This is a genomic window from Bordetella genomosp. 5 (assembly GCF_002261315.1).
Lineage (GTDB): Bacteria > Pseudomonadota > Gammaproteobacteria > Burkholderiales > Burkholderiaceae_B > Bordetella.
Genome location: NZ_NEVP01000011.1, coordinates 254,915 through 279,957, shown reverse-complemented (window position 1 = coordinate 279,957; position 25,043 = coordinate 254,915). Strand labels below are relative to the sequence as shown.

Genomic DNA, 25,043 nt, shown 5'->3' with positions numbered 1-25,043 from the left:
AAGCCATTACAATTTAGCTGTTTATGCTATTACTAGAGGCAATCGGCTGCGATGCGTGATCTGAGTCGAACGCGGCACGAGCTGGCGGCTTTCCTGCGCGCGCGCCGGGAGCGGGTGTCGCCTCATGAGCTGGGCCTGCCCGTCGGCGGACGTCGGCGCACGCCGGGCCTGCGGCGCGAAGAGGTGGCCGCGCTCGCCGGCGTCGGCGTCACCTGGTACACCTGGCTCGAGCAGGGCCGCGACATCGGGGTGTCGGCCGCGTTCCTGGACAATCTGGCGCGCGTGCTGCGGCTCGATGCCGCCGAGCGGCGTCATCTCTTCCTGCTGGCCCATGCGCGGCCGCCGGCCGAGCCGGCCCGCACCTTCTGCGTGGTGCCGCCGATGGTGCGGCGGCTGATGCATGATCTGGCGCCGCACGCGGCCTACGTGCTCAATCTGCGCTGGGATGTGCTGGCCTGCAATGCCCCGGCGGACACGCTGTTCGGGTTCTGGCAGCACGCGCCGGCCCGCCGCAATCTGCTCTGGCTTTTGTTCACCGATCCCTTTCTGCGCGACTGCTTTCACGATTGGGAAACCCAGGCGCCGCTGATGCTGTCGAGCTTTCGCCGGGACTACGCGCATGCCACGCAGGAGGCCGACATCCATGCGCTGGTGGCGGAGCTGCGCAAGGTCTCGCCCGAGTTCGCGCAATGGTGGGCGCGCCATGACGTGCACGCGCCGTGCGGAGGGGTGCGCACGCTGCGCGTCGACGGCCGGCTCGCGCGCTACGAACACACCTCGCTCACGATCGATGCCGACCGCCATCTGCGGCTGGTGGTGTACGCGCCTGCCGTGTCTGCCGGCAGCGCCGAGAGCGGCTGAGCAGACGAGCGCACGGACGCATCGGCGGGCGCGCGCGGACAAAAAAATCCCCACGGCAAGCCTGCGCGTGGGGATCTGTTTGCCCGGCGTACACCGGATTGCGTGTTTCAGCGGCGGGGTGTCTCGCCGGAGTCGCCGGGATCCGCGAGCGGAAAGCGCTTGTCGGTGAGGCAGACCTGCAGCCACGCGTGATCGTCGACGTCGTAGATTTCCGCGTCGACCTTGGGCAGCCCCTTGGCGTAGAACTCGCGTTCGAACGGCGGCGGGCTGGTGTTCCAGCGGCCCGTCGCGTCGCCCGGTTGCGGGCAACCCGATTCTCCGCCGCTGAAATTGCAGGTCGCGATCAGGGTGGGCTTGCCTTCCTTCACGTCGGCCACGTAGCGATGGGTATAGGCCGCGTTGGTGGCGAAATACTCGTCGACGCTGCAGATGCGATCGTCGTTCTGGTAGTGGCGGGTGGCGAAGCAGGCGTAGTTTTTGTAGTCGGGCGGAAGCACGTCGCAGCTGGTCTGATAGCCCGCATATTCGCCACCCGAAAACTTGGCCAGGAACTGGCGCTGCGCCGCGGCGCGTGCCAGCAGATCCGGTTTGCCATCGCGGGACTTCGCCTTCAGGGCATCCGTGCGGGCAGCGAGCATTTCGAGCGCGGCATCCGCGAGCGTGCCCTCGCGGTCGCCGGCCTCCAGGTTTTCCTGCAGCGTGTCGAGCCCGCGGTCGCGCGCCAGCAGCCAGCGGCGCTGACTCTCGCGGACCATGGTGCGCAGGCCGTCGTCGCCCGCCTGCTTGAGCAGATCGGCATAGGCGCGGTTCAGCTCGGCATCGGCCTTCTTCAGGCGTGCATCGCTGCAGATCAGCTTTTCGGGCGCGGTCTGGGCCTTGGCGCAGTCGATGGCGAGCGCCGGCGTGGCCGCGAGGGCCAGCGTGACGCAGGCCGCCGCGCGCGACAGCAGCGCGGCAAGGGGAAGGCGGGAAAAGCGCATAAGAAACTCCGTCCGGGGGTCAGCGGCTGATGACTTCGCTGTCTTCCATGACGATGCGATAGCCGTTGCGCAGGTCCAGCACATACGTGAAGTTCGAGGTGCCGGTGGCGGTGCGGCCGCGTTCCGGGCTGGACACCTTGAAGTCATAGATGCCGCGCACCTGGCACAGTCCGCTCTGGCACTTCGCGGTCAGCGAATTCTGATCGACCGTGAAGCGGCGCACCGGCCAGCGCGCGAAATAGCGTTGCTTGTCGTCGAGGATCTCCGACTTCGGCCGCTGCTTCTTGAAGTAATCGACCTCGTTGGCGTAGAACTCGCGCGTGAAGTTCATCGCTTCTTCGTTGGTGGCGCTGCCGGCCTGGATCATCAGCGCGGCCGCGTTGATGGCGCGTTGTTCGTCGGTGGGCTTGGCGGGCTGCGCCGGCGTGTTGGGCGGCGTACCCGCAGGCTTGTCCATGTAGGGATTGGCCGTGGTGCCCGCGGCGGGGGCGGCGCCGCGCGGCGGCAGCTTGGCCGGCGCCTCGCTTTGCGTGACCCCCGTGCGCGGCTGCGCGGCCGTTTGTTGCTGCTGCTGCGGCTGGCCCTGCTGCGGGCTCGACGCCTGCGCGGTGCGAGTGGCGCCCGTGCGGTTGATGCCGTACTTTTCGATTTCCTGCGGCGTGAAGAAATACATGCTCTTGGCCGGCGTGCTGAACATGATGCCCAACACATCGGCCGAGACGCCGTACTTGGGCAGCGTCGACACGATATCGGACACGCCGAACTGCGCCGCCTCGCCTGTCAGCTCGGGCGCCGAGATCTGATGCACGCCCAGACGGCCATCGGCGATGCGCACGCGGCCCGCGAAATACACGAACGCGCATGCGGACGCGCAGAAGCTGTCGGGCGGGATGTAGGTGTTGAGCCCGCGATCGTAGACCTCTTCGGCCACGACCAGCCCGATGTGCACCAGGCCGCCGGGATTGTCTTTCAGGATCAGGGTGTTGATCGTCGGATGCTCGCGCAGCGCCTTCTTCAGGTTCAGCAGGTCGTTTGCCCCGACCCCGCCGGTGTAGAGCAGCATCGTGGGCTGGCTGGGCAGATAGAAGAACGGGCCGAAGCGCTCGACGTTGCTGGGCGCTGCCGGGGCGGCGGGCGCCTGCTGCGCCTGCGCGGCGGCGCCGAGCGCCAGGGACCATGCCAGGCCTAAAGATACGAGCGATTTTTTGAGCATGTGTTGTTCTTCGGTCGGAGTGGAAAGGAATGCGGCGGGGTCAGTTGTCCACCGAGCGCATGTCGCAGGTGGTCACGGCGTTGGAGCACACCCCGCGGAACCAGGCGCGGCCGCGCGTGCGTTGCGCTTCGGGCAGGCGCTGCATGCCGGTGCCGCGGTCGATCTCGTAATCGAGCAGCACCCACGGAGCCTGACAGGCCACGATATGTCTAATGGTGCCACGATCCGTGAGCCAGTCGTCGCCCAAATCCAGCAGGCGCGCGCTCGCGCTGTCGGGGCGGGCATATCCGCGGGCCGACTGGATGCCGATGCGCGCGTCGTCCGAGCGGATCCATCCGGTGCCCCGGTACACGGGACGCGGCCGGGTGTGGTCGCCCGCGCTGTCATCGTCGTTGGCATCCGAAATCCGCAGCCAGCCCGCGCGCGCTTCGTGCACCTGGAAGTTGACGCTGTAGTAGTCGGCGTCGGCATCGTTGCGGGTGGTGGGCAGGGAGCCCACGACCGCCGCGTCGGCGGCCGGTGCGGCATGCACGCGGATCGCGGGTTTGACGTCCTGCGTCCAGGCGCCGAAGTCGCAGGCCGTGGCGCCCGCGGGTGTCCAGGGGCCGGCCGGCTGCGCGGCGGCGGGGGCCAGCACGGCGCACGAGAGCACCAGGGCCAGCCCACGCACGGATAAGGCGTGCTTGTCGGTCTTTTGCATGGGGCTCGGGTCGGTCTGCGGCGCCGGTTGCGCGCGCGAGGAATTTTCCCTCAAGGCCCCCGCGCCCGTGCCGCAATAATGAAACCAAATCCAACACGAGGAAACTCGACGCTGCCTTATGGCGGCGTGCGCCCCGCTCAGAGACCCACGGCGTAACCATCCTTGCGATGGTCGGATGCGGCGAGATAGCCCGACGGCAGGCGCATGGCCATCTGTGCGCTGCCGAACTCCAGGTCGAAGCGGGGCGACACCGTGATGTTGTGTTCCATGTCACGCAGCTGCGCGACGACCTCGGGCGGGCAGTTCCATTCGACCGCGATGCCGACGTTGTCGTCTTTGACGCGCCAGCGCGGCGCATCGCTGGCCGCCTGCGGGTTTTGCCCGAAGTCGGCCAGACGGCTCATCATCTGCACATGCCCCTGCGCCTGCATCGATCCGCCCATGACGCCAAAGCTCATGAGCGGCTCGCCGTTGCGCGTGACGAAGCCGGGAATGATGGTGTGGAATGGGCGCTTGCCCGGCGCCACGACGTTGGGATGCCCCGCGCGGGTGCTGAAGCCCCAGCCGCGATTCTGCAGCGCGATACCGGTGCCCGGCACGACCACGCCGGAACCGAATCCCTTGAAGTTCGATTGGATGAACGACACCATGGTGCCGTGGCGGTCGGCGGCCGTGAGATACACGGTGCCGCCGCTGTGCGGGGTTCCGGGACGCGGCGTGCCGGCGCGGCGCGGGTCGATCAGGCGGGCGCGCTCGGCGAGGTAGGCGGGGTCCAGCAGTTGCGCGTGGCCGAGCGGCATGTGGGCCGGGTCGCCCACGTGTTCGTACATATCGGCGAAGGCAAGTCGCATCGCCTCGATCTGCAGGTGCAGGGTTCGCGCCGTGTCCAGGCCGGCCTCCGCGAGGTCGAACTCGCGCAGCATGCCCAGCGCCATGAGCGCGCCGATGCCCTGACCATTGGGGCCGATCTCGTGGAGTTCGAGATCGCGATAGGCGGTGGAGATCGGCTCGACCCAGTCGGCCCGGTGCGCGGCGAGGTCGGCTTCGGTCAAGAGGCCACCCGTCTCGCGGGCATGGCGCGCGATGCGTTCGGCCAGTTCGCCTTGATAAAAGCTATCGCCTTTGCTGAGCGCGATGCTCGCCAGCGTGGTGGCCTGGCCGGGGCAGCGAAAGCGTTCGCCGGGCAACGGTGCGCGGCCGCCGGGGGCAAACGCCTCCATGAATCCCGGCTGGCCCTGCAGCTTGGGCACCTGCCGCTGCCACTGGCGGTGCACGGTCGGCGAAACCAGAAAGCCGTCCCGCGCGTAGCGGATGGCGGGCTCGAACAAATCTTCGAAGGGCAGCGAGCCGAACTTTTCCCAGATCTCGCGCCAACCCGACACCACGCCCGGCACGGTCACGCTGCCCCAGCCGATCGCGTCCATGCCATCCAGGTGCGCGAAGCGGGCGGTTTCCCAGGCGGCCGGGGCCCGGCCGGATGCGTTCAGGCCGTGCAATCGGCCCTCGTGCCACACCAGCGCGAACATGTCGCCGCCGATGCCGTTCATGCACGGCTCGACGACGGTGAGCGCGATGGCGGTGGCCAGCGCCGCGTCGACCGCGTTGCCGCCGCGCGCCAGCATCTGCAGGCCGGCCGCGCTGGCCAGCGGCTGCGACGTGCTCACCACGTTGTCGGCGAGCACGGGCATGCGTTGCGAAGGATAAGGGAACTGCCAGAACGAGTCGGAATGAGGCATGTCGCGAGTCAGGGATGTCGAAGGGAGCGGCTTACTTGCCGGTGTTGATGTTCAGCGTGCGGACCTTGTCCTTCCAGAAACGCTGCTGGTCCAGGATGAACTGCGGCAACGCGGTGCCGGAGATCTCGCTGATTTCGAAGCCCTGCGCGCCGATCGCCTTGCGGAAGGCCGCGTCCTGCTGCACCTTGTCCATGGCCTGGGCCAGTGCCGCGATGCGGTCCGGCGGCGTGCCTTTGGGCACCATCAGCGCGAACAGGTTCTCGGCCTCCAGCCCCTGCACGCCCAGCTCCTTGAACGTGGGCACGTCCGGCAGCACCGACAGGCGCTTGGCCGACGCCACGCCCAGGATGGCAATGCGCCCGGCGTCTTTGTGCGGCAGCGAGCTCGTCACGCTGTCGAACATGAACGCGGAGCTGCCGTTGATGACCTCGGGGATCGCCTGGCTGCTGCCCTTGTACGGAATCTGCAGCGCCTGCACGCCGGTCTGTTCCTTGAAAATCTCGGCCTCGAGATTGGACAGCGTGCCGGCACCCATCGACGCGTAGTTGTATTTGTCGGGAGACGCCTTGAGCAGCTGCACCAGTCCGGCCATGTCACGCACGCCCAGCTGGGTCGGCGCCACCAGAATGTGCGGGGCGCTGGCGATGCCGTCGACGGCATCGAAGTCGCCGTCCAGCGAGATCTGTTGCTTGCCGTTGAGCGCTTCGTAGATCGAGTTCGACATCACCGAAGAGATGTAGAGCGTGTAGCCGTCGGCCTCCGAGCGGGCGGCCGACTGCATGCCGATCAGGCCGCCCGCGCCGGGCCGATTCACCACCACGACCGACTGCCCGAGTACGGCGCCGAGCTTGAGCCCGAGCTCGCGCGCCAGCACGTCCGTCGCGCCACCGGGCGGGAACGACAGAATGAGCTGGAGGGAGCGATCGGGGTAGGCCGCGGCCGCCGCGGAGGCGGCGCACAGCGTGGTCGTCGCGAGCAGGCCGGCGAGCGCGTGGCGCCACCGGCGTGTCGTACTGCGGAAGGCTTGGAAGGCGTGAGCGTGCATGGTCGTTTCCCTTGTGTTGGTATGACGACGCTTCCTGTGCATGCGAGCCACGGGCGTCGTTCAGGCCATTCTAGAAATTGCGATTTGGGCAATCAAGTTCGATAATTCGCACTCAGATTGCCTTTATTAGATGTGGCGTGCCGTGCCCCGGCGCGCCCGGGAGTGCCCATGCTAGACACCGCCCATCGCTACTTTCTGGAAGTGGTGCGCACCGGCAGCATCAAGGAGGCGGCCGCATGCCTGCACGTGGCCGCCTCTGCGGTCAGCCGGCAGATCGCCAAGCTGGAGGACGCGAGCGGAACGCCGTTGTTCGAGCGCCGCCCGCACGGTATGGTGCCGACGCAGGCGGGTGAGCTGCTGGCGGGATATGCGCGCCGGACGGCGCTCGAGGCCCAGCGGGTGCGCCACGAGCTGCGCAGTTTGCGGCACGCCGAACGCAGCACCATCCGCATCGGAGCCAATGAGGCGGCCGGGCGCAACCTGTTGCCGGGCATCATGGCGGCCTGGCGCGAGACGCATCCGGAGGTGGCATTCCAGGTGCTGGTGGGGGCGCCCGGCGTGCTGGCGCAGCGGCTGGCCGAAGGCGGCATCGACATCGCCGTGGCGTTCAGCCTCAAAACGGCCAGTGGCGTCACGGTGCGCCACGAGATCGACTCGCCCGTGCGGGCGCTGATGGCGCCCGACCACCCGCTGGCGCGACGCGCGTTCGTATCGCTCGATGACCTGCGGGCGTATCCGATCGCGCTCACCGACGCGGGGGCGACCGTCAAGCTGTTGTTCGATGCGGCATCGGGCGGGCTCGACGGCACGCCCTTCGATCTGGCCTACTCGTCGAACTCATCTTCCGTGATTCATGCGGTGGTGAAGGCCGGGCAGGCCATCACCCTGTCTGGCGAAATCACGTTGCGGGCGGCGTTGGCGCGCGGTGAGCTGGTGGCGGTGCCGCTGGCGGAGGCGGGCTTCGCGCTGCGCACGCTGCAAGTGCAGACGGCCGCCGGGCGGGTATTGCCCGAGGCGGCCGAGCGCTTCATCGGCACGCTCATCCAGGCGCTCCAGGCCGAGGCCGACGCGCCGCCGGTGGCTCAGGTCGCGTAGCCGGGGTTGCGGCGGTCGAGCCGGCGCAGCAGTCCGGGCCAGGCCAACGCCGCCTTGGCCGCCCGATCCGCGCGCGACTCCACACGCGCGCGTTCCAGCACATCGGAAGGGATCTCGATCAGCTCGGCGCCGCCGGATTGGGCGCGAACCTGCACCATGCAGGCGGCCTCGAGGCGATGCATCGCCTGGAACGCATCGGCCATGGTCGAGCCCACGGTGAGCAGGCCGTGGTTGCGCAGGATCATGTATTGACGCTCGCCCAGATCGCGCACCAGGCGCGGCTGCTCGTCGGGGTTGAGCGCCAGCCCTTCGTAATCGTGGTACGAGAGCGAGGGCAGCACGATGAACGCGAATTGCGACAGCGGCAGCAGGCCGCGCTTCTGTGCGGACACCGCGGCGCCGTTGATCGAATGCGTGTGCAGCACGCACATGGCGTCCTTGCGCGCCGCATGGATACAGCTGTGGATGGTGAAGCCCGCCGGATTGATGTCGTACTCCGACTCCATCACCTTGCGGCCTTCCAGGTCGATCTTCACCAGGCTGGAGGCCGTGATCTCGTCGAAGGTCATGCCGTAGGGATTGATCAGGAAATGCTCCGTGCCAGGCACCTTGGCGGTGATGTGGGTGAAGATCAGATCGTCCCAGCCGAACAGCGCGACCAGCCGGTAGAGCGCGGCGAGGTCGCAGCGCACTTGCCATTCGGTCTCGCCGACGCGCTCGCGCAAGGCGGCGCTGGCGGCGGAGAGGGGGGCGGGAACATCGTCAGAAAAACTCATGAGGTCGGGCTCGCTGGCTGAGGCCGCGTCCAGGGCGCGGTCGGGATGCATGGCTGGAATAAGCAAGGAAACTGGCTGTCATGGTAGAAAGGGCGTCCGCTAACTCAAACCGGCAAAAGCTCATCGTCCTGATGAGTTTTATGAATATATGTTCCTGCGCAGGCTGACCCCCTCGATGTCGCAATTGCTGGCCTTCGAAGCCGCCGCGCGCCTGGGCAGCTTCACCGCGGCCGCGGCGGAGCTGCACCTGACGCAAAGCGCCGTGAGCCGCCACGTGCAGGAGCTCGAGTCGGCATTGCAGGCAGACCTCTTCCTGCGCAGTGGCCGGCGGGTGAGCCTGACGCCCGAGGGTGCGCGCTACGCGCGGGAGGTCGGCGCCGCGCTGGCCCGCATTCGCAGCGCGAGCATCGACGTGCTGGAGTCGCGCACGCGCGCCGGCGCGCTGCAACTGGCGGTGCTGCCCATCTTCGGCTCCAAATGGCTGATGCCGCGGCTGGGCGAGTTCCACGCGCGGCATCCCGAGGTGTTGATCAACCTGCATTCCAGGCCGGGCGACATCGAACTGGCCGCGGAGGGGATGGACGCCTGCATCGTGGTGGGCGATGGCGACTGGCCGAACATGGTTTCGCATCCCTTGATGAGCGCGCGTGCGGTGGTGATCGGCAGCCCCGCGCTGCTGGCGCGGCAACCCGTGCGGCGCAAGGCCGACCTGCTGCGCCACACGCTGCTGCACATCACGTCCAACGGCGCGGGTTGGCGCGATTGCCTGCTGGCCAACGGGCAGGACCCGCGGCGCGCCCGCATGGGTTCGCGCTTCGAATACACGGCGCACCTGGTGCAGGCCGTGACGAGCGGACTCGGGCTGGGCCTAGTTACCGAGCTGTTCGTGCAGGAGGAGCTGCGCGCGGGCACGGTCGTGGTGCCGCCGATGCCCGGCTTCGTCGCACCCCTCAAGCACTACTACCTGCTGCATCGGCCGGACAAGGCGGCGCACCCGGCGTTGCAGGCGTTCATTGCCTGGCTGCTGCAGGCCTGCCGCAGCGATCAGCCCTCCCTCGATTGAGTTCATGCGCGTAGCGGCTCGCCTCATGCTTCAATTCTTCTCGTTCCGGGCCGTGCGGCGCACGGCTCTCTTCCTGGATTTCACTTCATGAATCTTCTGCTCCTGAGCAACTCCAGCAGCGATGCCGGCTACCTGGTCCATGCGCTCGCCGACATCCGCGCGCTGATCGCGGACCTGCCGGCCGGCGCGCCCGCCATCTTCGTGCCGTTCGCGGGCGTCACTCGCGGTTGGGACGACTACGGCGCGCTGGTGGCCGAGGCCCTGGCCGACACCGGCCTCGACCTGCAATCGCTGCATCGCGCCGCCGATCCGGTGGCCGCGCTCGAGCAGGCGGCCTTCATCATCGTGGGCGGGGGCAATACCTTCAATCTGCTGGGTGAGCTGCGCCGCCGGGGCCTGCTCGAGGTGATCGCACGGCGCGTGCGTGCCGGCGTGCCGTATCTGGGCTGGAGCGCCGGATCCAATATGGCGTGCCCCACCATCTGCACCACCAACGACATGCCGATCACCGATCCGGGCGGCTTCGATGCGCTGGGTCTGATCCCGTTCCAGATCAATCCGCACTACACCAATGCGCATCCGCCCGGCCATCGTGGCGAAACGCGCGCACAGCGCCTGGCCGAGTTCTGCGCCAAGAACCCGGCCATGCCGGTGCTTGGCCTGCCGGAAGGCACGGGGCTGCGCGTGCACGGCGCGGCGATGACGCTGGTCGGGCCGCACGACGCCACCGTGTTTCTCGGTCAGCAGGCGCCGCGCGCCTGCGCGCCGGGCGCGCTGGATATGCGGGCATAGAGGCCGCCCGCATCGGCCCGGGCCAACCGCCCGGGCCAACCTTAATGCGACGTCAGACGCCAGACCTTCGGGTCTGGCGTTTTGCATTGCGCGTTCTGCGTCCCGCGTCCTGCGCCCTGCGCCCCACGTCCTGCGTCCCACGTCCTGCCTCCCGCATCCCGCATCCCGCATCCCGCGTCCCGCGTCCCGCGTCCTGTCGCGGGGAGCCGCAACGGAGCGTTTGCCTGACGCGACGGGAAACGTCCTATTTCAGGCCGGAATCGTGGCAGTCGAAGTGTGCGCGCCAAGAATGGCAACACGCCTTCGCCGGTGCACTCGTTTTCACCGCGATGTGGCCGCGGGACCTCTCTCCGGCCTTCGTGCGCAGACTCCACTCAACAGGAACAACCATGAAAAAAACCTTGCTCAGCGCTGCCGTTCTGGCCCTCATGGCGGGCGCTGCCCATGCCGACTCGTCGGTCACGCTGTACGGCATCCTCGATACCGGCCTCGGCTACCAGAAAATCAAGGGCGCCAAAAATGCCGAGGAATCCAAGTTCGGCATGGTCAGTGGCGTTTCCAGTGGTTCGCGTTGGGGCCTGCGCGGGGCCGAAGACCTGGGCGATGGCCTGAGCGCGGTGTTCACGCTCGAGAGCGGCTTCAATTCAACCACCGGCACGATGGGACAGACCGGCCGTCTGTTCGGCCGCCAGGCCACCGTCGGTCTTAAGAGCAACGCCTGGGGCCAGCTCGACTTCGGCCGCCAGACCAACATCGCCTCGAAGTACTTTGCGGCCATCGATCCGTTCGGTGCCGGCTATGGTCAGGCCAACTACGGTCAAGTGTTCAGCTCGGCCAACACCGTGCGCTACGACAACATGGTCATGTATCAGACCCCGTCGTTCAGCGGCTTCCAGGCAGGCATCGGCTACTCGTTCAGCATCGACGAGCAAAACCTTCAGCCGGGCTACGCCACGATGGACAACGCGCGCGCCTTCACTGCCGGTCTGCGCTATGTCAACGGCCCCGTCGCCGTCGCGCTGAGCTACGACCAGCTCAATCCCAGCCATAAGACCTCGGTCGCGGATGTCAAACCCAATGCCTGGATCGTGGGCGGCGCCTACGACTTCACCGTCGTGAAGGTATCCCTGGCGTACGGGCAGACGCGCGACGGTTGGTTCGCCGGTCAAGCACTCAGTCCGTTCAGCGCGAAAAGCCAGTTCCCGAGCTACTCGAGCTTCAGTGTCTCGGATAGGTACAAGGTCCAATCGTTCCTGGTGGGCCTGAGCGCGCCGGTCGGCCGCGCCGGCAACCTGATGACGTCCTGGCAACACGGCCGGATCGACCGGTCGGATAACGATATCGACGTGCTGAGCGCGGGCTACACGTATGACCTGTCCAAGCGCACCAACATGTACGCCGTGGTCTCGCACACCGAGAACTTCCGGGGCGTGGAAGACCTGTCGAGTTCGGTGGGCATGGTGGGCGTGCGTCATCGCTTCTAAGCGCGATGCAGCACCCGGGTTTGGGCAGGTCTACCTTCGCATAGCCCTTGTCTGATCCCGACCGAATCGGCGGCGCGCATGCGCCGCCGATTCTTTTTTGCGTGACGCGCATGTGTCCGCGCGTCCCACATATCGGGCCATGTCCTCCTTGTTAACACAGGCGCGTGACATGGCTTTTTCGCGCGCCCGACTCTTACATTGCGTGCACCTTCTGCAACACAAAACCCCTTGTTTTCAGGCGTTTCGAGGGTATTCCCTCGTCTGTCACCGAAATTAAAAATGCGGTCCCTAGGATGCGTTCCTGTCATGCGCCTAGGCCGAGGGCGACACGTTCCGGCTGTCATGCGCATGCTTCTTCAATCAATGGGAACAACCAATGAAAAAGACTTTGCTCGGCGCCGCCGTTATTGCCGCGATGGCCGGTACCGCACAGGCGGAAACCTCGGTCACCCTGTATGGCCTGATCGACACCGGCATCGGTTATCAGCGCATCAAGGGCGCTGACACGCACGAATCCAAGTTCGGCATGGCCAATGGCGTGTCCAGCGGTTCGCGTTGGGGCCTGCGCGGCGCCGAAGATCTGGGCGATGGCCTGAGCGCCGTCTTCGTGCTGGAAAGCGGCTTCAACTCGGCCAACGGCACCTCGGGCCAGAGCGGTCGACTGTTCGGCCGTCAAGCCACGGTGGGCCTGAAGAGCAGCTCGTGGGGCCAGCTCGATTTCGGCCGCCAGACCAACATCGCGTCGAAGTACTTCGGTGCGATCGATCCGTTCGGCGCCAGCTACGGCCAGGCCAACATCGGCAACGCCTTCAGCGCCGCCAACACCGTTCGCTACGACAACATGGTCATGCTGCAGACCCCGTCGTTCAGCGGCTTCCAGGCTGGCGTGGGCTACTCGTTCAACGTGGCCGACACGACCGCCGCGCAAACGGGATTCGCCACCGCCGACAACACCCGTGGCATCACCACCGGTGTGCGCTACGTGAATGGTCCGCTGAACGTGGCCCTGGCCTACGACCAGCTGAACCTGTCGAACCGTGTCGCGACGTCCGACGATCCCACGCCCAAGTCGTGGATCGTGGGCGGTTCGTACGACTTCGAAGTGGTCAAGCTCGCCCTGGCCTACGGCCAGACGCGTGACGGCTGGTTCGGTGGCCAGAGCATCAACGCCTTCGGCAGCGGCAGCCCCGCCGCCTCGAGCTTCGGCAGCAACGTCGCCGCCGACGGCTTCAAGGCCACGTCGACCCTGGTGGGCCTGACCCTGCCGCTGGGCGGCGCGAGCAACGTCATGGTGTCGTGGCAGCGTGCCGACGCCAAGAACGACAGGCTGAATGGCGATGACGCCACGATGAACGTCTACAGCCTGGGCTACACCTACAACCTGTCCAAGCGCACGAACCTGTACGCGCTGGGCTCGTACGCCACCAACTTCGCGTTCCAGGACGACGTGAAGAGCACGGTCGCCATCGTGGGTGTGCGTCACCGCTTCTAAGCAGTACGAGAGTCCGGTGGCGCACCTTCGCCGCGCCGCCGGATTTTCCCGAACCGGGTTCGGGTGAGTGGACTGGGCGTCTTACCCGGCCACAGACGCGAAAAAGGCGGCCACCTCCCTAGCTCCACCCCCAGTCCGCTCTCCCGAGCCCGGTTCCCTGTCGTGCGCTGCCGTCGCGGCGTGCGGCACAACAGACTTTCCTACGACACGTCTCGTTGCCTGCCGATCCGAGCGCAGGCGCGGCGCGAAGCTCGCGCCGACGCGTGCGTCGTCTCAGCGCGAGGGCCGTGTCTGCGTGAGTCCGGTAGGCGGGCCGTCGATGGCCGTCCAGCCGCCGTCCACGGACAGACTGCTCGCCGTGATGTAGCTGGCGGCGTCGGAGGCCAGGAATGCCACCGCCGCGCCGACTTCGTGGGCTTCGCCCCAGCGATTGAGCACCGTGTGCCCGGCATAGGCCCGGTGGATCTCCGGCTTTTCTTTCAGCGGTGCGGTCAGGCGGGTCTCGATGACGCCGGGCATGACGGCATTCACGCGCACGCCGTGCGGACCGGCTTCGGCCGCGAAGGCCTTGACCAGCTGCTCGATGCCGGACTTGGTGGCGGCGTAGACGCCCAGCCCCGGTTCGATCGTGACGGCCCGCATCGACGAGCACAGGATCAAGCTGCCGCGGCCCTGCGCCATCATGGGCCGGCCGAACGCGCGCATCACGCGGAATGCGCCCTTGAGGTTGAGATTGACCACCTGATCGAATTCGTCTTCGCTGGTGTCCACCAGCAGCTTGCGGATGTTGAGCGCGGGCGTGGCGACCGCGATATCGATCTGGCCGTATGCGTCGAGGGCGTGCGCGGCCAGCGCCTCGATGGCGGCGCCGTCGGCGGCATCGCAGACGGACCAGCGCGCATGCGCGCCGATCTGCTCGGCCGTGGCGCGCGCGCCAGCCTCGTCGCGGTCGGCACACAGCACCTGGGCGCCGAGTTCGCCCAGGGCGAGGGCGCTGGCCTGGCCGATGCCGGAGGCGGCGCCCAGCACCACGGCAGTCTTGCCATGCAGGCGGAAGCGGTCGGAATAGAAGCTCATGGGATCGGGCGATAGAGAGTTCGGGGCCGCGAGCCTAGCGCGAGCCCATGACAGGGCGGCGACAGCGGGTGCGGGATAATGAGGCCAGGGCGGCCCGCGGGCGGGCTGCCGCCATCGAGAGCACCATGAATCCTACCGAATTTCCCGTCGTGCAAAGCTGGCACGCCCACGTCTATTTCGATGCCGCGAGCCGCGACGCCGCGTTCGCCCTGCGCGAGCGCATCGTGGCCGAGTTCGGCAACCGCATCGAGATGGGGCGCTTTCACGAGAAGCCCGTCGGACCGCATCCGTGCTGGAGCTATCAGGTCGCCTTCCTGCCGGTCGAGCTGGCGCCGTTGCTGACCTGGCTGGCGCTGCACCATGGTGAGCACGATGTGTTCGTGCATCCCAATACCGGCGAGACACTGCGCGATCACCGCGACCGCGCGATCTGGATCGGCCGCAGCCACGCGCTCAACCTGGCGGCGCTGGGCGGCTGAGCCGCGAGGCGCTTCGCAACAAAACGCGCTCCGCGGCCCGGGCGGCGTGGCGCTCAGCGGGCCGGCAGACCGCAGGATTCGCGCAGCACCAGCTCCGTCGGAATCTGGATGCGCGTGTGGCTGGGAGGCTCCTGGCCTTCCATGCGGCGCAACAGCAGCATCGCGGCCTCGGCGCCGAGGGCGTGGGCGTCGTAGCGGATCGCGCTGATCGCGGGGGTGGCCAGGCGCGCCAGCGGCGTGTCATTGGAGCAGACCAGCGAGAGTTGGCGTGGCACCTCGACCCTGGCCGCGCGCAAGGCCGGCAAGACGCCCTCGAGCAGGTGCATGCCGGCCGCGATGATCGCCGTGGGGGGCTGCGCAAGGCCGAGCAACATCTGCGTTTCGCGGAAGGCGTAATCGGGCGAGAAGCTGTCGAGGCGCAGCAGATCGGGATCGAGGGCCAGGCCGGCATCCTGGTGCGCCTGGGTCAGCCCGGCGAGACGATCGCGCCCCACGCGGTTGCGGCGTCCGCCGCTGATCAGCGCAATGCGGCGATGGCCCAGCCCGATCAGATGGCGCGTGGCCTGCGCCACGCCGGTGTAGTGGTCGGCGCCCACCGCGTTGATGGGCAAGGTCATCTCGCGCTCGATCAGCACGGTCGGGAAACTGGCCGCTTCGAGCGCGCGCATGACGCCGGCATGCGATTCGTCTTCGACACCGAACAGCAGGCCGTCGGCGCGGCGCCGCTGAAACAGTGCCAGCAGCGCCAGCTCGCGTTCGGAGGATCCGCCGCTGCTGGCGACCATCAGCGCGTAGCCATGCTGGCTCAGCACGTCCTCGGCGCCCTTGATGGCCGAGGCGTACATGGGATTGCGCACGTCGGAAAAGATGAAGCCGACCATGCGCGTGGCCGCGCCGCGCATGGCCTGGGCGGCCAGGCTCGGCACCCAGCCCAGCTCCTTGATGGCCGACTCGACCCGCTCGCGGATATCGGAGGCGACGCGCGGCGCGCCATTGACGACGCGCGACACGGTGCTGATGGCGACGCCCGCGCGTTGCGCGACGTCGTGCACGGTGACGCGGGCCGGCCGAGTCGAGGCGGAGGAGGGAGGACGGTTCTTCAAGGTGGTGTCGGAGGCGGCCCGCGCCGGGCCTCAATAGGCCTGTTCGAACAGGCCGCGGAAGTCGGCCTGGCTGGTCTGGCGCGGATTCCAGCGATTGTATCCGGCCTCTCCACTCAGCCGCGCCAGCTCGTCGAGCATGTCGGCGCGGGCGCCGACATCGCGCAGCCGGGCCGGAATGCCGAGGTCGCGGCAGAGCGTTTCGATCGCGTCGACCGCGGCGCGGGCGGCGTCGAGTTGAGGCAGGCCCTGCACCGGACGATCCATCGCGGCCGCGATCCGTGCGAACTTCGCCGGGTCGGCGGCGAGGTTGAAGCGCGCCACGACGGGCAGGCACACCGCGTTGGAGAGCCCATGCGAGATATGGCAGGCGGCGCCCAGAAAGCGCGCCATGCAATGCACATTGCCCAGGCCCGTCTGGCCGAAGGTGATGCCGGCGAGCGCCGAGCCCACCAGCATGTTCATGCCGGCGTCGAGGTTCTCGCGGTTGGCGACGAACGGCCGGATGTTGGCCGACAGCAGCGCGATCGCCTGCAGATTGATGGCATCGGTGATGAGATTGGACTGGCGCGAGATGAACGATTCGAACGCATGCACGAAGGCGTCCATGCCCGAGTGCGCGGCGACGTGCGCGGGCACCGTGCGCAGCGCCAGCGGGTCGAGGATGGCGTAGGCGGCCGGGTTGAGCGACGCGTGCCGGATCGACATCTTGCGGTTGGCCTCGGTGTCGGTGATCACGCAGGAGCCCGACACTTCGGAGCCCGTGCCCGCCGTGGTGGGCACGGCGATCAGGGGCAGGCCGGGCGTGCTGAACTTCTCGATGCCCTCGTAATCGTGGATGCGGCCGCCGTTGGTCGCCAGGATGCCGACCGCCTTCGCCACGTCCATCGTGCTGCCGCCGCCAATGGCGAGCAGCAGGGTGGCCTGGTGGGCGTTGCAGGCCTCGAAGGCGCGCGTCACCGTGTGGGCGCTGGGGTCGGGTTCGATCTCGGCGTAGTGCGCCAGCGCCACCCCGTCATCCTCGAGCATGCGGCGGATGTCGGCATAGAACGCGCTGTCGAGCAGCGCGGCATCGATGGTGATGAAGAGCCGCTTGCAGTCGTGCTTGCGCACGATATCGGCGATGTTGCGATGCGCCCCGGCGCCGAGATACAGGCGCGTGGGGCAGAAGAACGTGGAGAGGGAGGTGGGCTGCATGGCGGGGCGTGGCGTCAGGGATTGAAGATCACGAGGCGTTCTTCGGTCATTTCTCGAATCGCGTAGGCGGGGCCTTCTTTGCCGAAGCCGCTGTCCTTGACGCCGCCGAACGGCATGACGTCGGAACGCGCGCTCGAGCTTTCGTTGATCTGGACCGTGCCGAAGCGCAGGACGCGAGCGGCTTGCAGCGCGCGCTCGAGATCGCGGGTGAATATGCCGGCCGAGAGGCCGAACGGGGTGTCGTTGGCGCTGGCGAGCATCGCGTCGAAGTCGTCGAACGGGCGGATGGCGATCAGCGGCGCGAAGGCTTCCTGGCACCAGACCCGGCCGTCCTCGGGCACGCCGGTGAGAACCGCGGGCGAGATGACGGAGCCTTGGCGCTCGCCGCCGCAATGCAGGCGGGCGCCGCCCTGCACGGCCTCGCGCAGCCACTGCTCGGCACGCTGGGCTGCCGCGATGCTGATCAGCGGGCCGACGCGGGTGGCGGGATCGCGCGGGTCACCGGCCTTGAGCGTGCCGGCGAATTCCACCAGCCGCGCGGTGACCTCGTCGGCGATGCTGCGTTCGACGTACAGCCGCTGGACGGAGGTGCAGACCTGGCCGGCCTTGCGCAGTCCGGCGTTGGCGATGCGCGGGATCGCGCGGTCCAGATCGGCGTCCGCGCACACGATGGTGCTGGCGATGCTGCCCAGCTCCATCTGGGTGCGGCGCAGGCCGGCGGCCTGCTGGATCAGGCGGCCGACCCGCGTGCTGCCGGTGAAGGTGTAGAAGGCGATGTCCTGCTCTTCCAGGAGCCAGTTGCCGACGGTATCGCCTTCGCCCTGCAGAATCGCCAGGAATCCGGCCGGCATGCCGGCTTCGAGCAACACCTCGCCCAGCAAAGCGCTGGTCAGGGGCGTGAGGGCCGAGGGCTTGAGGACGACGGCGTTGCCCGCCGCGTATGCCGGCGCCACCTTGTGCAGCACGGTGTTGAGCGGCGAGTTGAAGGGCGTGATGGCGCAGACGACGCCCACCGGGAAGCGTTGGGTGAAGCCCAGCCGGCCATGCGCGCCGGGGCTGGCCGCGAACGGCACCATCTCGCCGGTCAGGCGCACGCCTTCTTCGGCCGAGAGCGCCAGCGTGATGCGGGCGCGGTCGACCTCGCCGCCGGCGTCAGCGAGCGTGAAGCCCGCCTCGGCGACCATCACGTCGACGAAGCGCTGGCGATGGACGTCGAGCAGGGCGGCGGCGCGGTGCAGAACCTGGCCGCGTTCGTGCGGGGGCGGCGCGCCATGCTCGACCGCGGCCCGGCCGATGCGCACGGCCTGCGAGACCTGCTCGCGGCTGGCGGCGCAGACCTCCGCCACCGCGCGGCCGGTGAATTTGTCCACCACCGGAAAGCGCGAGCCGCCCTCCGTCCAGGTGCCGTTGATCAGATTGCCGGTCGGCGGCAGGCCGGCCAGGGTCATCGAAGCGTCGTTCATGAAGGCGTGTTCGCGTGGGGTGGCCATCGGCCGCGAGGCGCGAGGGCGGATGAGGGGGTTTTGGAAAAACGTTTTTTTATGATGTGGCTGGGAGAGTTGCGGTGTCAAGGGGGGAATCCACGCCGGCCCGCGCCCGTTCGCGCCTCCGATGCCCGCCCGACACGCCGGCCTGTGAATTGGTGTCAAAGCTCGAGGCGCCGCGCCGTCTCGGCCGCGCGCTCGGCACGCCGGATAGCTATCGGGCGCGGCTGATGCGCGCAAGGCCTTCGGGCGCATGACCGAAGCGCCGGTCCAGGAAATCGATGAAGGCCTGGACCTTGGGCGTGAGGTACTTGCGGCTCTTGTAGATCATGAAGAGCGGCTCCGCATGGTCTGGCTGCAAGGCCTGCAACACCGGCACCAGGCGGCCCGCCTCGATCTCGCCGCGGATGTGGAATTCGGCGAGCCGCACGAGACCCGCGCCGTGGATGGCCAGTTGCATGAGCATGTCGCCCTGGTCGGCGGCAAGGGTGCCCACGGCCTTTACGCCCCGCGGCGCCGTGGTGAGGGGCCAGGTGTTCCAGTGCGTGCGGTGGGTGAAGTTCAGACAGTTGTGCGCCGCCAGGTCTTCTGGCGTGGCCGGCGTGCCGTGCCGGCGCAGGTAGTCGGGCGAGGCACAGATGATCCATCGGCTGCCCAGCAGCCGGCGGGCGATCAGAGACGAATCGGGCAGCGCGCCACTGTGGATCGCCACGTCGATGTTGTGTTCGACCATGTCCAGCGGATCGTTGTTGAGCAGAAACTCGACGCGGATCTCCGGGTTCTCGTACATGAACTCGGTCATGACCGGGGCGAGCTGATATTTCGCGAAGGTGAAGATCGAGTGGACGCGCAGGGTGCCGCGGGCGTCTTCGGCGTGCAGTTGCAAGGCGCTTTCGGCCTCGGTGAGCGCTTCCAGCACGCGCAGGCCTTCGCGGTGCAGCGTGTGTCCCGCCTCGGTGAGCCGCACTTCGCGCGAGGTGCGTTCGAACAGCAGGGTGCGCAGGCGCGCCTCCATGCGAGAGACCAGCTTGCTCACCGCGGATGGGGTGCGCGACAGGCGGCGCGCCGCCGCCGAGAAGCTCCCTGTCTCGACCACCGCGATGAACACTTCCAATTCGGCGAGCTGGTTCATCGGGCTGTCTCCTGTGAATTTTCGTCATGCCCCTATGACTGGGGATTGCTGTTCAAACCCTGGCCTGCGGCCTCATCATCCTGCCGGTGGCAACCATACTTTGAAAAAACGTTTCGATCAATAAGAGAGGAGACCTGTATGTTGACCCGATTTCTGGCCGTGGCCGCGCTCGGCCTGGCCGCTCTGGCCCCCGCCGCCCAGGCGTTTCCGGACAAGCCGGTCCGGCTCGTCGTGCCGTTCAGCCCGGGCGGAGGCACCGACATCCTGGCCCGCCAGGTGGCCGAGGCCCTCAGCAAATCCGAAGGCTGGAATGTGGTGGTCGAGAACCGCCCGGGCGGTAACGGCGCGATCGCGCTCGGCGCGGTGGCACGCGCGCCCGCCGACGGGTATCAGATCATCCTGGCGCTGCGCGAGAACATCGTGATCGCGCCGCTGCTCAGCAAGGACAAGCGCCAGTTCGATCCGCTCAAGGACTTCACCGCCATCGCCAACGTGGCCGATGCCCCGATGGTGATCGCCGCCGGTCCCGAACCCAAGTACGGCACGATGAAAGAGACCCTGGACGCCGCGAAACAGAACGGCCAGGCGCTGCGCTTCGGCACGTCGGGCCAGGGCAGCATGTCGCATCTGCTGCTCGCGCTGCTGACCAAGACGGCGGGCGCTCACATGATCCATGTGCCGTACAAGGGCTCGAACCCCGCGCTCACCGATCTGATCGGCGGCCACGTCGAGCTCGTGGGTGGGTCGGTCGCGTCGGCCAAGACCTTCATCGATGCGAAGCGCGTGCGGCCCCTCGCGGTGTCGTCGGCACAACGGGTGGAGGCGCTGCCCGGCGTCCCCACGATCGCCGAGCTCGGATACCCCGACTTCCATGTCGTGACGTGGTACGGGCTCTATGGCCCCGCCGGCATGCCGAAGGACGTGGTGGCGAAGATCAATCAGTCCACCAACAAGGTGCTGGCCATGCCGGAGTTCAAGCGCATCCTGTCCGAGCAAGGCATGCAGCCCCAGCCCGGCACGCCCGAGCAATTCGACCAGATGTTCCGCAAGGACTACGTGGACCTGGAGGCGCAGATGAAGGACCTGGATCTGTCGGGTCAGTAAGGCGCCCGCCGCGCCGGATTTCAACGAAGGAAACAGTATGTCGAACGAGAATGTCGCAGGCTTCATCGGCCTGGGCGCAATGGGCGCCGCCATCGCGCGGCGCGTGGTGGGCGCGGGGGTGACGCTCCATGTGCATGACCCCGACGCGAACCGCGCCGCGGCGTTGCGCGAACGGGGCGCGATCGTCCACGACAGTCCGCGTGCCGTCGCCGACGCGGCGCCGATCGTCTACGCCTGCCTGCCCGATGCCCGGGTGAGCCGCGACGTGGCGTTCGGGCAGAACGGCGTGGCAGGCGGCAAGGCGATACAGGTGTACGTCGAGATGTCGACCATCGGCCGCCAGGCAGTGGTCGAGATCGCGCAGGGGCTGTCGGCGCAAGGCATCGATATGGTGGACGCGCCGGTGAGCGGCGGTCCCAAGGGCGCGGATGCCGGCACGCTGTCGATCATCATGGCCGGCGCCCCGCAAGCGCTCGCGCGCATCCGGGGCCAGGTCGGCGGCATGGGCAAACACGTCTTCGACGTGGGGGCGGAGCCCGGCATGGCCCAGATGATGAAGCTGGTGAACAACCTGATCTCCGCGGCCAACATGGTGTCGGCCTACGAGGCGCTCGTGCTTGGCGCCAAGGCAGGACTCGATCCGGATCAGATGGTCGACATCATCAACGTGAGCACCGGCCGCAACAGCGCCACGACGGACAAGATTCCGAAGGCGGTCCTGCCGGGCACCTTCGACTACGGCGCCAGCATCCGCACCATTCACAAGGATGTCTCGATCGGCCTGGACGAGGCCCATGCGCTGGGCGTGCCCATGTGGCTCGGCCAGTCGGTGCGTCAGGCCTGGGAGTTCGCCATCACGCAGGGGGGCCAGGATCTCGATTTCACCGCCCTGATTCAGTACATGGAGCGCTGGGCCGGCGTCGAGGTGCGCGGCCGCGCTGCCGGAACCAAGAAGGAAACGAAGTCATGATGCCAATCTCCGGCAATACGGCGCTGATGTGCATCCTCGCCGATCCCATCGGGCAGGTTCGCACGCCGCAGATGGTCAACGCGCTGTTGCAGGCGCGCGGCACGGACGCGGTCATGGTGCCGATGCACGTCGCGCCCGCCGACCTTCCGGACGTCATGCAGGCGCTGCGGCGCACACGCAACCTCAAGGGCATGGTGATTACCGTGCCGCACAAAATGAGCGTGGTGCCGCTGTGCGACGAGATCGAGGGCGACGCCGCGGCGGTCGGCGCGGTCAATGTGGTGCGGCGCGAGCCGGACGGCCGGCTGGTGGGCGGCATGCTGGACGGCACCGGATTCCTGCGCGGTCTGGAGGCGCTGGGCGTGCCGGTGCGGGGAGCATCGGTGTACCTGGCCGGCGCCGGCGGCGCGGCGCATGCGATTGCGTTCTCGCTCGCGCAGGCCGGCATCGGCCGCCTGACCATCGCCAATCGCAGCCGGGCCCGGATCGATGCGCTGGCGCGGCGCCTGACCGAGCGCTATCCCGCGCTGCCGGTCAGCGCCGGCTCCGCCGATCCCGCGGGCCACGACATCGTCGTCAACGCGACCTCGCTGGGCATGGCGCCCGGCGATCCCCTGCCGCTGGACGCGGCAGGCCTGAGCGCCGGGCAGGTGGTGGCCGACATCATCATGCAGCCCGCGGAAACGGCGCTGCTGGCCCAGGCGCGCGCCCGCGGCTGCCGTCTGTACGGCGGCGCCGGCATGCTCGAAGGACAGGTGGCGGACATGGTCGCGTTCATATCCGGCCGTGCAACGTCTCAAGCCGGGGAGGCCTGAATGCGACTGAAAGATAAAGTGGCCGTGGTGATCGGCGCGGGGCAGAGCCAGGGCGAAACGCTCGGCAACGGGCGTGCCACCGTATTGCGTTTCGTGCAGGAGGGCGCACGCGTGCTCGCGGTGGACCGCGATCTGGCGTCGGCCGACCAGACCTGCGCCAAGGCGGTGGAACTCGCGCCACAGGCGCAATGCCTGCCCTGGCAGGCCGATGTGCTGCGCGAAGACGAACTGGCCGAGGCGCTGGCGCAAGCGATGCGGCTGTGGGGGCGTATCGATATCCTGCACTACAACGTCGGCATCAGCGTGTCGGGCGGCGATGCCAGCCCCACCGAGATCAGCGAGGCGGCGTTCGACCGCATCTGCGCGATCAATCTGCGCGGCTGCGTGATGGCGGGCAAGCACGTGCTGCCCATCATGCGCCGGCAGGGCGGTGGCGTCATTCTCAACATCGCTTCCGTCTCCGCCTGGCAGCGCTATCCATGGGTGGCGTACAAGGCGTCCAAGGCCGGCATGATCGCCTACACGCAGCAGCTCGCCATCGAGAACGCCGAGTACGGCGTCCGCGCCAATGCGATCCTGCCCGGGCTGATCGACACGCCCATGGCCGTGGACACCCGCGCGCAGACCTTCGGCCGCAGCCGCGCCGATGTGGTGGCCGAGCGCGACGCGCGCGTGCCGCTGCGGGCGCGCATGGGCACGGCCTGGGATGTGGCCAACGCCGCGGTGTTCCTGGCGTCGGACGAGGCCGGTTTCATCACGGGCGTGGAGCTGCCGGTCGACGGTGGCGCGCTCGTGAACATCGTGCGTTGAGAGGCGGCCTCATGTCGACTGACGCGCAATTCGATTTCATCCTCGTGGGGGGCGGCACGGCGGGCTGCATCCTGGCCAACCGGCTGAGCGAGTGCGGCCGGCACTCGGTACTGATGCTCGAGGCGGGCGGCGAAGCCCGGGTGCCCTGGGTGTCGATTCCGGCCGGTTTCAGCAAGCTGCTCACGCACCCGCGCCTGAACTGGTCGTTTCGCAGCGAGCCCGAGGACAACGTCATGGGCCGCAGCATCTCGATTCCGCGCGGCAAGGGGCTGGGCGGCTCCACCCTGATCAACGGCATGATTTACGTGCGGGGCCAGCCGGGCGACTACGACCACTGGGATGCCCTCGGCGCGCATGGCTGGGCCTGGCGCGACGTGGCGCCCTATTTCATCCGCGTGGAGCACACGGCGGTGGGCGGCGCCGAGCGCGGCCGCCACGGCCCCATGCACATCACGGAGGTGAGCGAGCGCTTTCCGCTGGCCGACGCCATGATCGACGCCGCCGCCGAGGACGGCCAGCCGCGCAACCCCGACTACAACGGCGCGCGCCAGGACGGCTTCGGGTATTACCAGGTCTGCCAGCGTGACGGGCGGCGCTGGAGCGTGGTGGATGGCTATCTCAAACCCGCGCGCAAGCGCCCCAATCTGACGATCCGTACCGGTGCCCGCGTCACCGGGCTGATACTCGAAGGCAAGCGCTGCGTCGGCGTGCGGTATCGCCGTGACGACGGCAGCACCGGCGAAGCTCGGGCGCGCGTACGCGTGGTGCTCACCAGCGGCGCCATCCAGTCGCCCCAGTTGCTCGAGCTCTCCGGTATCGGCCGACCCGAGGTGCTGCAGGCCGCCGGCCTGCCGGTACACCATGCGCTGCGCGGCGTCGGCGAGAACTACATCGACCACTTCGCCACCCGCATGAACTGGCGGGTGCAGGGCGCGGCCACCCTGAACGAGGGCACGCGCGGGCTGGGCCTGGGCACGGCGGTGCTGCGCTACGCGCTGGCGCGCAAGGGCATCCTCACGCTGGGCACCGGGCTCGTGTTCGGCTTCGTGAAGACCGACCCGGCGCTGGCGACGCCCGACGTGCAGTACTTCTTCATGCATGCGAGCTACGCCGATGCGGCCGTGCGCAAGCTCGATACGCGGCCGGGAATGACCCTGGGCGTGGCGCAACTGCGGCCGCGCTCGCGCGGCTCCATCCACGTCGCCAGCGCCGATCCGCTGGCCGCGCCTTTGATCCGACCCAATCTGTTGGCCGAAGCCGGCGACCAGGCCTGCCTCGTGGCGGGCATGCGCATCGCCCGGCGCATCGTGGGCCAGCCGGCGATGGCGCGCTTCGTCAAGACGGAGCTCAACCCCGGTCCGTCGGTGCAGACCGACGCGCAATGGCTGTCGTTCGCACGCGAAAACGGCCAGACGATCTATCACCCCATCGGCACCTGCCGCATGGGCGCGGGCCCCGAGGGCGTCGTGGACGCGCGTCTGCGCGTGCATGGCATCGAAGGGCTCGGTGTGGTGGATGCCTCGGTGATGCCTGCGATGGTCTCGGGCAATACCCAGGCCGCCGTGATGATGGTGGCCGAGAAGGGCGCCGATATGTTGTTGCAGGACGCCCGCGCGTCCTGACCCATCCCGTTAACAC

General features: G+C 68.1%; 23 protein-coding genes. 12 read left to right on the top strand and 11 right to left on the bottom strand.

Features of this window, described 5'->3' with window-relative positions:
- Positions 1–51 precede the first annotated feature (51 nt).
- Positions 52–861: a helix-turn-helix transcriptional regulator gene (locus CAL25_RS18435; RefSeq protein WP_094802632.1), complete on the top strand. Its 810-nt coding sequence runs from the start codon at positions 52–54 to the stop codon at positions 859–861.
- A gap of 107 nt (positions 862–968) precedes the next feature.
- Here the strand turns inward: CAL25_RS18435 and CAL25_RS18430 are convergent, their stop codons facing one another.
- The 5 genes from CAL25_RS18430 to CAL25_RS18410 form a co-directional block, all read right to left on the bottom strand.
- Entirely contained in the window at positions 969–1,841 is an 873-nt protein-coding gene (locus CAL25_RS18430) for a lysozyme inhibitor LprI family protein (protein WP_094802630.1), read from the bottom strand.
- Between the two features lie 19 nt (positions 1,842–1,860).
- Complete coding sequence (locus CAL25_RS18425) at positions 1,861–3,054, bottom strand: hypothetical protein (RefSeq protein ID WP_094802628.1); 1,194 nt, start codon at positions 3,052–3,054, stop codon at positions 1,861–1,863.
- A 40-nt stretch (positions 3,055–3,094) separates the two neighbouring features.
- On the bottom strand, positions 3,095–3,754 hold the full coding sequence (locus CAL25_RS18420; protein WP_094802626.1) for a hypothetical protein: 660 nt from the start codon (positions 3,752–3,754) through the stop codon (positions 3,095–3,097).
- 137 nt (positions 3,755–3,891) lie between these two features.
- Positions 3,892–5,490 (bottom strand): gamma-glutamyltransferase family protein, encoded by a 1,599-nt coding sequence (locus CAL25_RS18415; protein ID WP_094802624.1) that lies wholly within the window; start codon positions 5,488–5,490, stop codon positions 3,892–3,894.
- 31 nt (positions 5,491–5,521) lie between these two features.
- Positions 5,522–6,535 (bottom strand): Bug family tripartite tricarboxylate transporter substrate binding protein, encoded by a 1,014-nt coding sequence (locus tag CAL25_RS18410; protein ID WP_170948532.1) that lies wholly within the window; start codon positions 6,533–6,535, stop codon positions 5,522–5,524.
- Positions 6,536–6,703: 168 nt separating this feature from the next.
- Here CAL25_RS18410 and CAL25_RS18405 point away from each other — a divergent pair, with 168 nt between their 5' ends.
- Positions 6,704–7,630, top strand: coding sequence for a LysR family transcriptional regulator (locus CAL25_RS18405; RefSeq protein ID WP_094802622.1), 927 nt, complete (start codon positions 6,704–6,706; stop codon positions 7,628–7,630).
- On the opposite strand, the gene CAL25_RS18400 is transcribed toward CAL25_RS18405, so the two are convergent.
- Positions 7,618–8,406, bottom strand: a complete 789-nt coding sequence (locus CAL25_RS18400; protein WP_094803279.1) for a class II aldolase/adducin family protein — start codon at positions 8,404–8,406, stop codon at positions 7,618–7,620. The genes CAL25_RS18405 and CAL25_RS18400 overlap by 13 nt on opposite strands.
- Before the next feature lie 148 nt (positions 8,407–8,554).
- Here CAL25_RS18400 and CAL25_RS18395 point away from each other — a divergent pair, with 148 nt between their 5' ends.
- From CAL25_RS18395 to CAL25_RS18380, 4 genes are all read left to right on the top strand, one after another.
- Positions 8,555–9,469 carry a LysR substrate-binding domain-containing protein gene (locus tag CAL25_RS18395; protein WP_094802620.1) on the top strand — a complete coding sequence of 305 codons (915 nt, stop codon included), beginning with the start codon at positions 8,555–8,557 and terminating at the stop codon, positions 9,467–9,469.
- 87 nt (positions 9,470–9,556) lie between these two features.
- Entirely contained in the window at positions 9,557–10,261 is a 705-nt protein-coding gene (gene pepE, locus CAL25_RS18390) for a dipeptidase PepE (RefSeq protein ID WP_094802618.1), read from the top strand.
- Positions 10,262–10,650: 389 nt separating this feature from the next.
- Positions 10,651–11,745: a porin gene (locus CAL25_RS18385; protein WP_094802616.1), complete on the top strand. Its 1,095-nt coding sequence runs from the start codon at positions 10,651–10,653 to the stop codon at positions 11,743–11,745.
- 376 nt (positions 11,746–12,121) lie between these two features.
- On the top strand, positions 12,122–13,237 hold the full coding sequence (locus CAL25_RS18380) for a porin (protein WP_094802614.1): 1,116 nt from the start codon (positions 12,122–12,124) through the stop codon (positions 13,235–13,237).
- A gap of 273 nt (positions 13,238–13,510) precedes the next feature.
- Here the strand turns inward: CAL25_RS18380 and CAL25_RS18375 are convergent, their stop codons facing one another.
- Positions 13,511–14,314: an SDR family NAD(P)-dependent oxidoreductase gene (locus CAL25_RS18375; protein WP_094802612.1), complete on the bottom strand. Its 804-nt coding sequence runs from the start codon at positions 14,312–14,314 to the stop codon at positions 13,511–13,513.
- Positions 14,315–14,439: 125 nt separating this feature from the next.
- Between CAL25_RS18375 and CAL25_RS18370 the strand changes: the two genes are divergently transcribed.
- Positions 14,440–14,793 carry a DOPA 4,5-dioxygenase family protein gene (locus CAL25_RS18370; protein ID WP_094802610.1) on the top strand — a complete coding sequence of 118 codons (354 nt, stop codon included), beginning with the start codon at positions 14,440–14,442 and terminating at the stop codon, positions 14,791–14,793.
- A gap of 53 nt (positions 14,794–14,846) precedes the next feature.
- Here CAL25_RS18370 and CAL25_RS18365 read toward each other — a convergent pair whose 3' ends face one another.
- The 4 genes from CAL25_RS18365 to CAL25_RS18350 form a co-directional block, all read right to left on the bottom strand.
- Positions 14,847–15,896, bottom strand: a complete 1,050-nt coding sequence (locus CAL25_RS18365; RefSeq protein WP_094802608.1) for a LacI family DNA-binding transcriptional regulator — start codon at positions 15,894–15,896, stop codon at positions 14,847–14,849.
- A 30-nt stretch (positions 15,897–15,926) separates the two neighbouring features.
- The gene (locus CAL25_RS18360) at positions 15,927–17,090 is read right to left on the bottom strand and encodes an iron-containing alcohol dehydrogenase (RefSeq protein ID WP_094802606.1); all 1,164 of its coding nucleotides are present in this window, start codon (positions 17,088–17,090) and stop codon (positions 15,927–15,929) included.
- A gap of 14 nt (positions 17,091–17,104) precedes the next feature.
- On the bottom strand, positions 17,105–18,553 hold the full coding sequence (locus CAL25_RS18355; RefSeq protein ID WP_094803277.1) for an aldehyde dehydrogenase family protein: 1,449 nt from the start codon (positions 18,551–18,553) through the stop codon (positions 17,105–17,107).
- 235 nt (positions 18,554–18,788) lie between these two features.
- On the bottom strand, positions 18,789–19,706 hold the full coding sequence (locus tag CAL25_RS18350) for a LysR family transcriptional regulator (RefSeq protein WP_094802604.1): 918 nt from the start codon (positions 19,704–19,706) through the stop codon (positions 18,789–18,791).
- A 138-nt stretch (positions 19,707–19,844) separates the two neighbouring features.
- Between CAL25_RS18350 and CAL25_RS18345 the strand changes: the two genes are divergently transcribed.
- Genes CAL25_RS18345 through CAL25_RS18325 form a run of 5 tightly spaced genes read left to right on the top strand, consistent with a single transcriptional unit; the run spans position 19,845 to position 25,027 of the window.
- Complete coding sequence (locus CAL25_RS18345) at positions 19,845–20,810, top strand: tripartite tricarboxylate transporter substrate binding protein (RefSeq protein ID WP_094802602.1); 966 nt, start codon at positions 19,845–19,847, stop codon at positions 20,808–20,810.
- A 37-nt stretch (positions 20,811–20,847) separates the two neighbouring features.
- Positions 20,848–21,780 (top strand): NAD(P)-dependent oxidoreductase, encoded by a 933-nt coding sequence (locus CAL25_RS18340; RefSeq protein ID WP_094802600.1) that lies wholly within the window; start codon positions 20,848–20,850, stop codon positions 21,778–21,780.
- The gene (locus CAL25_RS18335; RefSeq protein WP_094802598.1) at positions 21,777–22,595 is read left to right on the top strand and encodes a shikimate dehydrogenase family protein; all 819 of its coding nucleotides are present in this window, start codon (positions 21,777–21,779) and stop codon (positions 22,593–22,595) included. The genes CAL25_RS18340 and CAL25_RS18335 overlap by 4 nt, the downstream gene beginning before the upstream one ends.
- Entirely contained in the window at positions 22,596–23,405 is an 810-nt protein-coding gene (locus CAL25_RS18330; protein WP_094802596.1) for an SDR family NAD(P)-dependent oxidoreductase, read from the top strand.
- Positions 23,406–23,416: 11 nt separating this feature from the next.
- A complete protein-coding gene (locus CAL25_RS18325) occupies positions 23,417–25,027 on the top strand; it encodes a GMC family oxidoreductase (RefSeq protein ID WP_094802594.1) in 1,611 nt (536 codons plus the stop codon).
- The last annotated feature ends 16 nt before the right edge of the window (positions 25,028–25,043 follow it).

What these genes read in the sequence shown, in the direction of transcription:
- CAL25_RS18370 (WP_094802610.1), top strand. Translation starts at nt 14,440, where the DNA reads ATGAATCCTACCGAATTTCCCGTCGTGCAAAGCTGGCACGCCCACGTC.
- CAL25_RS18360 (WP_094802606.1), bottom strand. Translation starts at nt 17,090, where the DNA reads ATGCAGCCCACCTCCCTCTCCACGTTCTTCTGCCCCACGCGCCTGTAT.
- CAL25_RS18325 (WP_094802594.1), top strand. Translation starts at nt 23,417, where the DNA reads ATGTCGACTGACGCGCAATTCGATTTCATCCTCGTGGGGGGCGGCACG.
- CAL25_RS18405 (WP_094802622.1), top strand. Translation starts at nt 6,704, where the DNA reads ATGCTAGACACCGCCCATCGCTACTTTCTGGAAGTGGTGCGCACCGGC.
- pepE (WP_094802618.1), top strand. Translation starts at nt 9,557, where the DNA reads ATGAATCTTCTGCTCCTGAGCAACTCCAGCAGCGATGCCGGCTACCTG.
- CAL25_RS18375 (WP_094802612.1), bottom strand. Translation starts at nt 14,314, where the DNA reads ATGAGCTTCTATTCCGACCGCTTCCGCCTGCATGGCAAGACTGCCGTG.
- CAL25_RS18425 (WP_094802628.1), bottom strand. Translation starts at nt 3,054, where the DNA reads ATGCTCAAAAAATCGCTCGTATCTTTAGGCCTGGCATGGTCCCTGGCG.
- CAL25_RS18430 (WP_094802630.1), bottom strand. Translation starts at nt 1,841, where the DNA reads ATGCGCTTTTCCCGCCTTCCCCTTGCCGCGCTGCTGTCGCGCGCGGCG.
- CAL25_RS18355 (WP_094803277.1), bottom strand. Translation starts at nt 18,553, where the DNA reads ATGAACGACGCTTCGATGACCCTGGCCGGCCTGCCGCCGACCGGCAAT.
- CAL25_RS18395 (WP_094802620.1), top strand. Translation starts at nt 8,555, where the DNA reads ATGTTCCTGCGCAGGCTGACCCCCTCGATGTCGCAATTGCTGGCCTTC.
- CAL25_RS18350 (WP_094802604.1), bottom strand. Translation starts at nt 19,706, where the DNA reads ATGAACCAGCTCGCCGAATTGGAAGTGTTCATCGCGGTGGTCGAGACA.
- CAL25_RS18345 (WP_094802602.1), top strand. Translation starts at nt 19,845, where the DNA reads ATGTTGACCCGATTTCTGGCCGTGGCCGCGCTCGGCCTGGCCGCTCTG.
- CAL25_RS18415 (WP_094802624.1), bottom strand. Translation starts at nt 5,490, where the DNA reads ATGCCTCATTCCGACTCGTTCTGGCAGTTCCCTTATCCTTCGCAACGC.
- CAL25_RS18400 (WP_094803279.1), bottom strand. Translation starts at nt 8,406, where the DNA reads ATGAGTTTTTCTGACGATGTTCCCGCCCCCCTCTCCGCCGCCAGCGCC.
- CAL25_RS18380 (WP_094802614.1), top strand. Translation starts at nt 12,122, where the DNA reads ATGAAAAAGACTTTGCTCGGCGCCGCCGTTATTGCCGCGATGGCCGGT.
- CAL25_RS18385 (WP_094802616.1), top strand. Translation starts at nt 10,651, where the DNA reads ATGAAAAAAACCTTGCTCAGCGCTGCCGTTCTGGCCCTCATGGCGGGC.
- CAL25_RS18435 (WP_094802632.1), top strand. Translation starts at nt 52, where the DNA reads ATGCGTGATCTGAGTCGAACGCGGCACGAGCTGGCGGCTTTCCTGCGC.
- CAL25_RS18330 (WP_094802596.1), top strand. Translation starts at nt 22,596, where the DNA reads ATGCGACTGAAAGATAAAGTGGCCGTGGTGATCGGCGCGGGGCAGAGC.
- CAL25_RS18340 (WP_094802600.1), top strand. Translation starts at nt 20,848, where the DNA reads ATGTCGAACGAGAATGTCGCAGGCTTCATCGGCCTGGGCGCAATGGGC.
- CAL25_RS18420 (WP_094802626.1), bottom strand. Translation starts at nt 3,754, where the DNA reads ATGCAAAAGACCGACAAGCACGCCTTATCCGTGCGTGGGCTGGCCCTG.
- CAL25_RS18410 (WP_170948532.1), bottom strand. Translation starts at nt 6,535, where the DNA reads ATGCACGCTCACGCCTTCCAAGCCTTCCGCAGTACGACACGCCGGTGG.
- CAL25_RS18335 (WP_094802598.1), top strand. Translation starts at nt 21,777, where the DNA reads ATGATGCCAATCTCCGGCAATACGGCGCTGATGTGCATCCTCGCCGAT.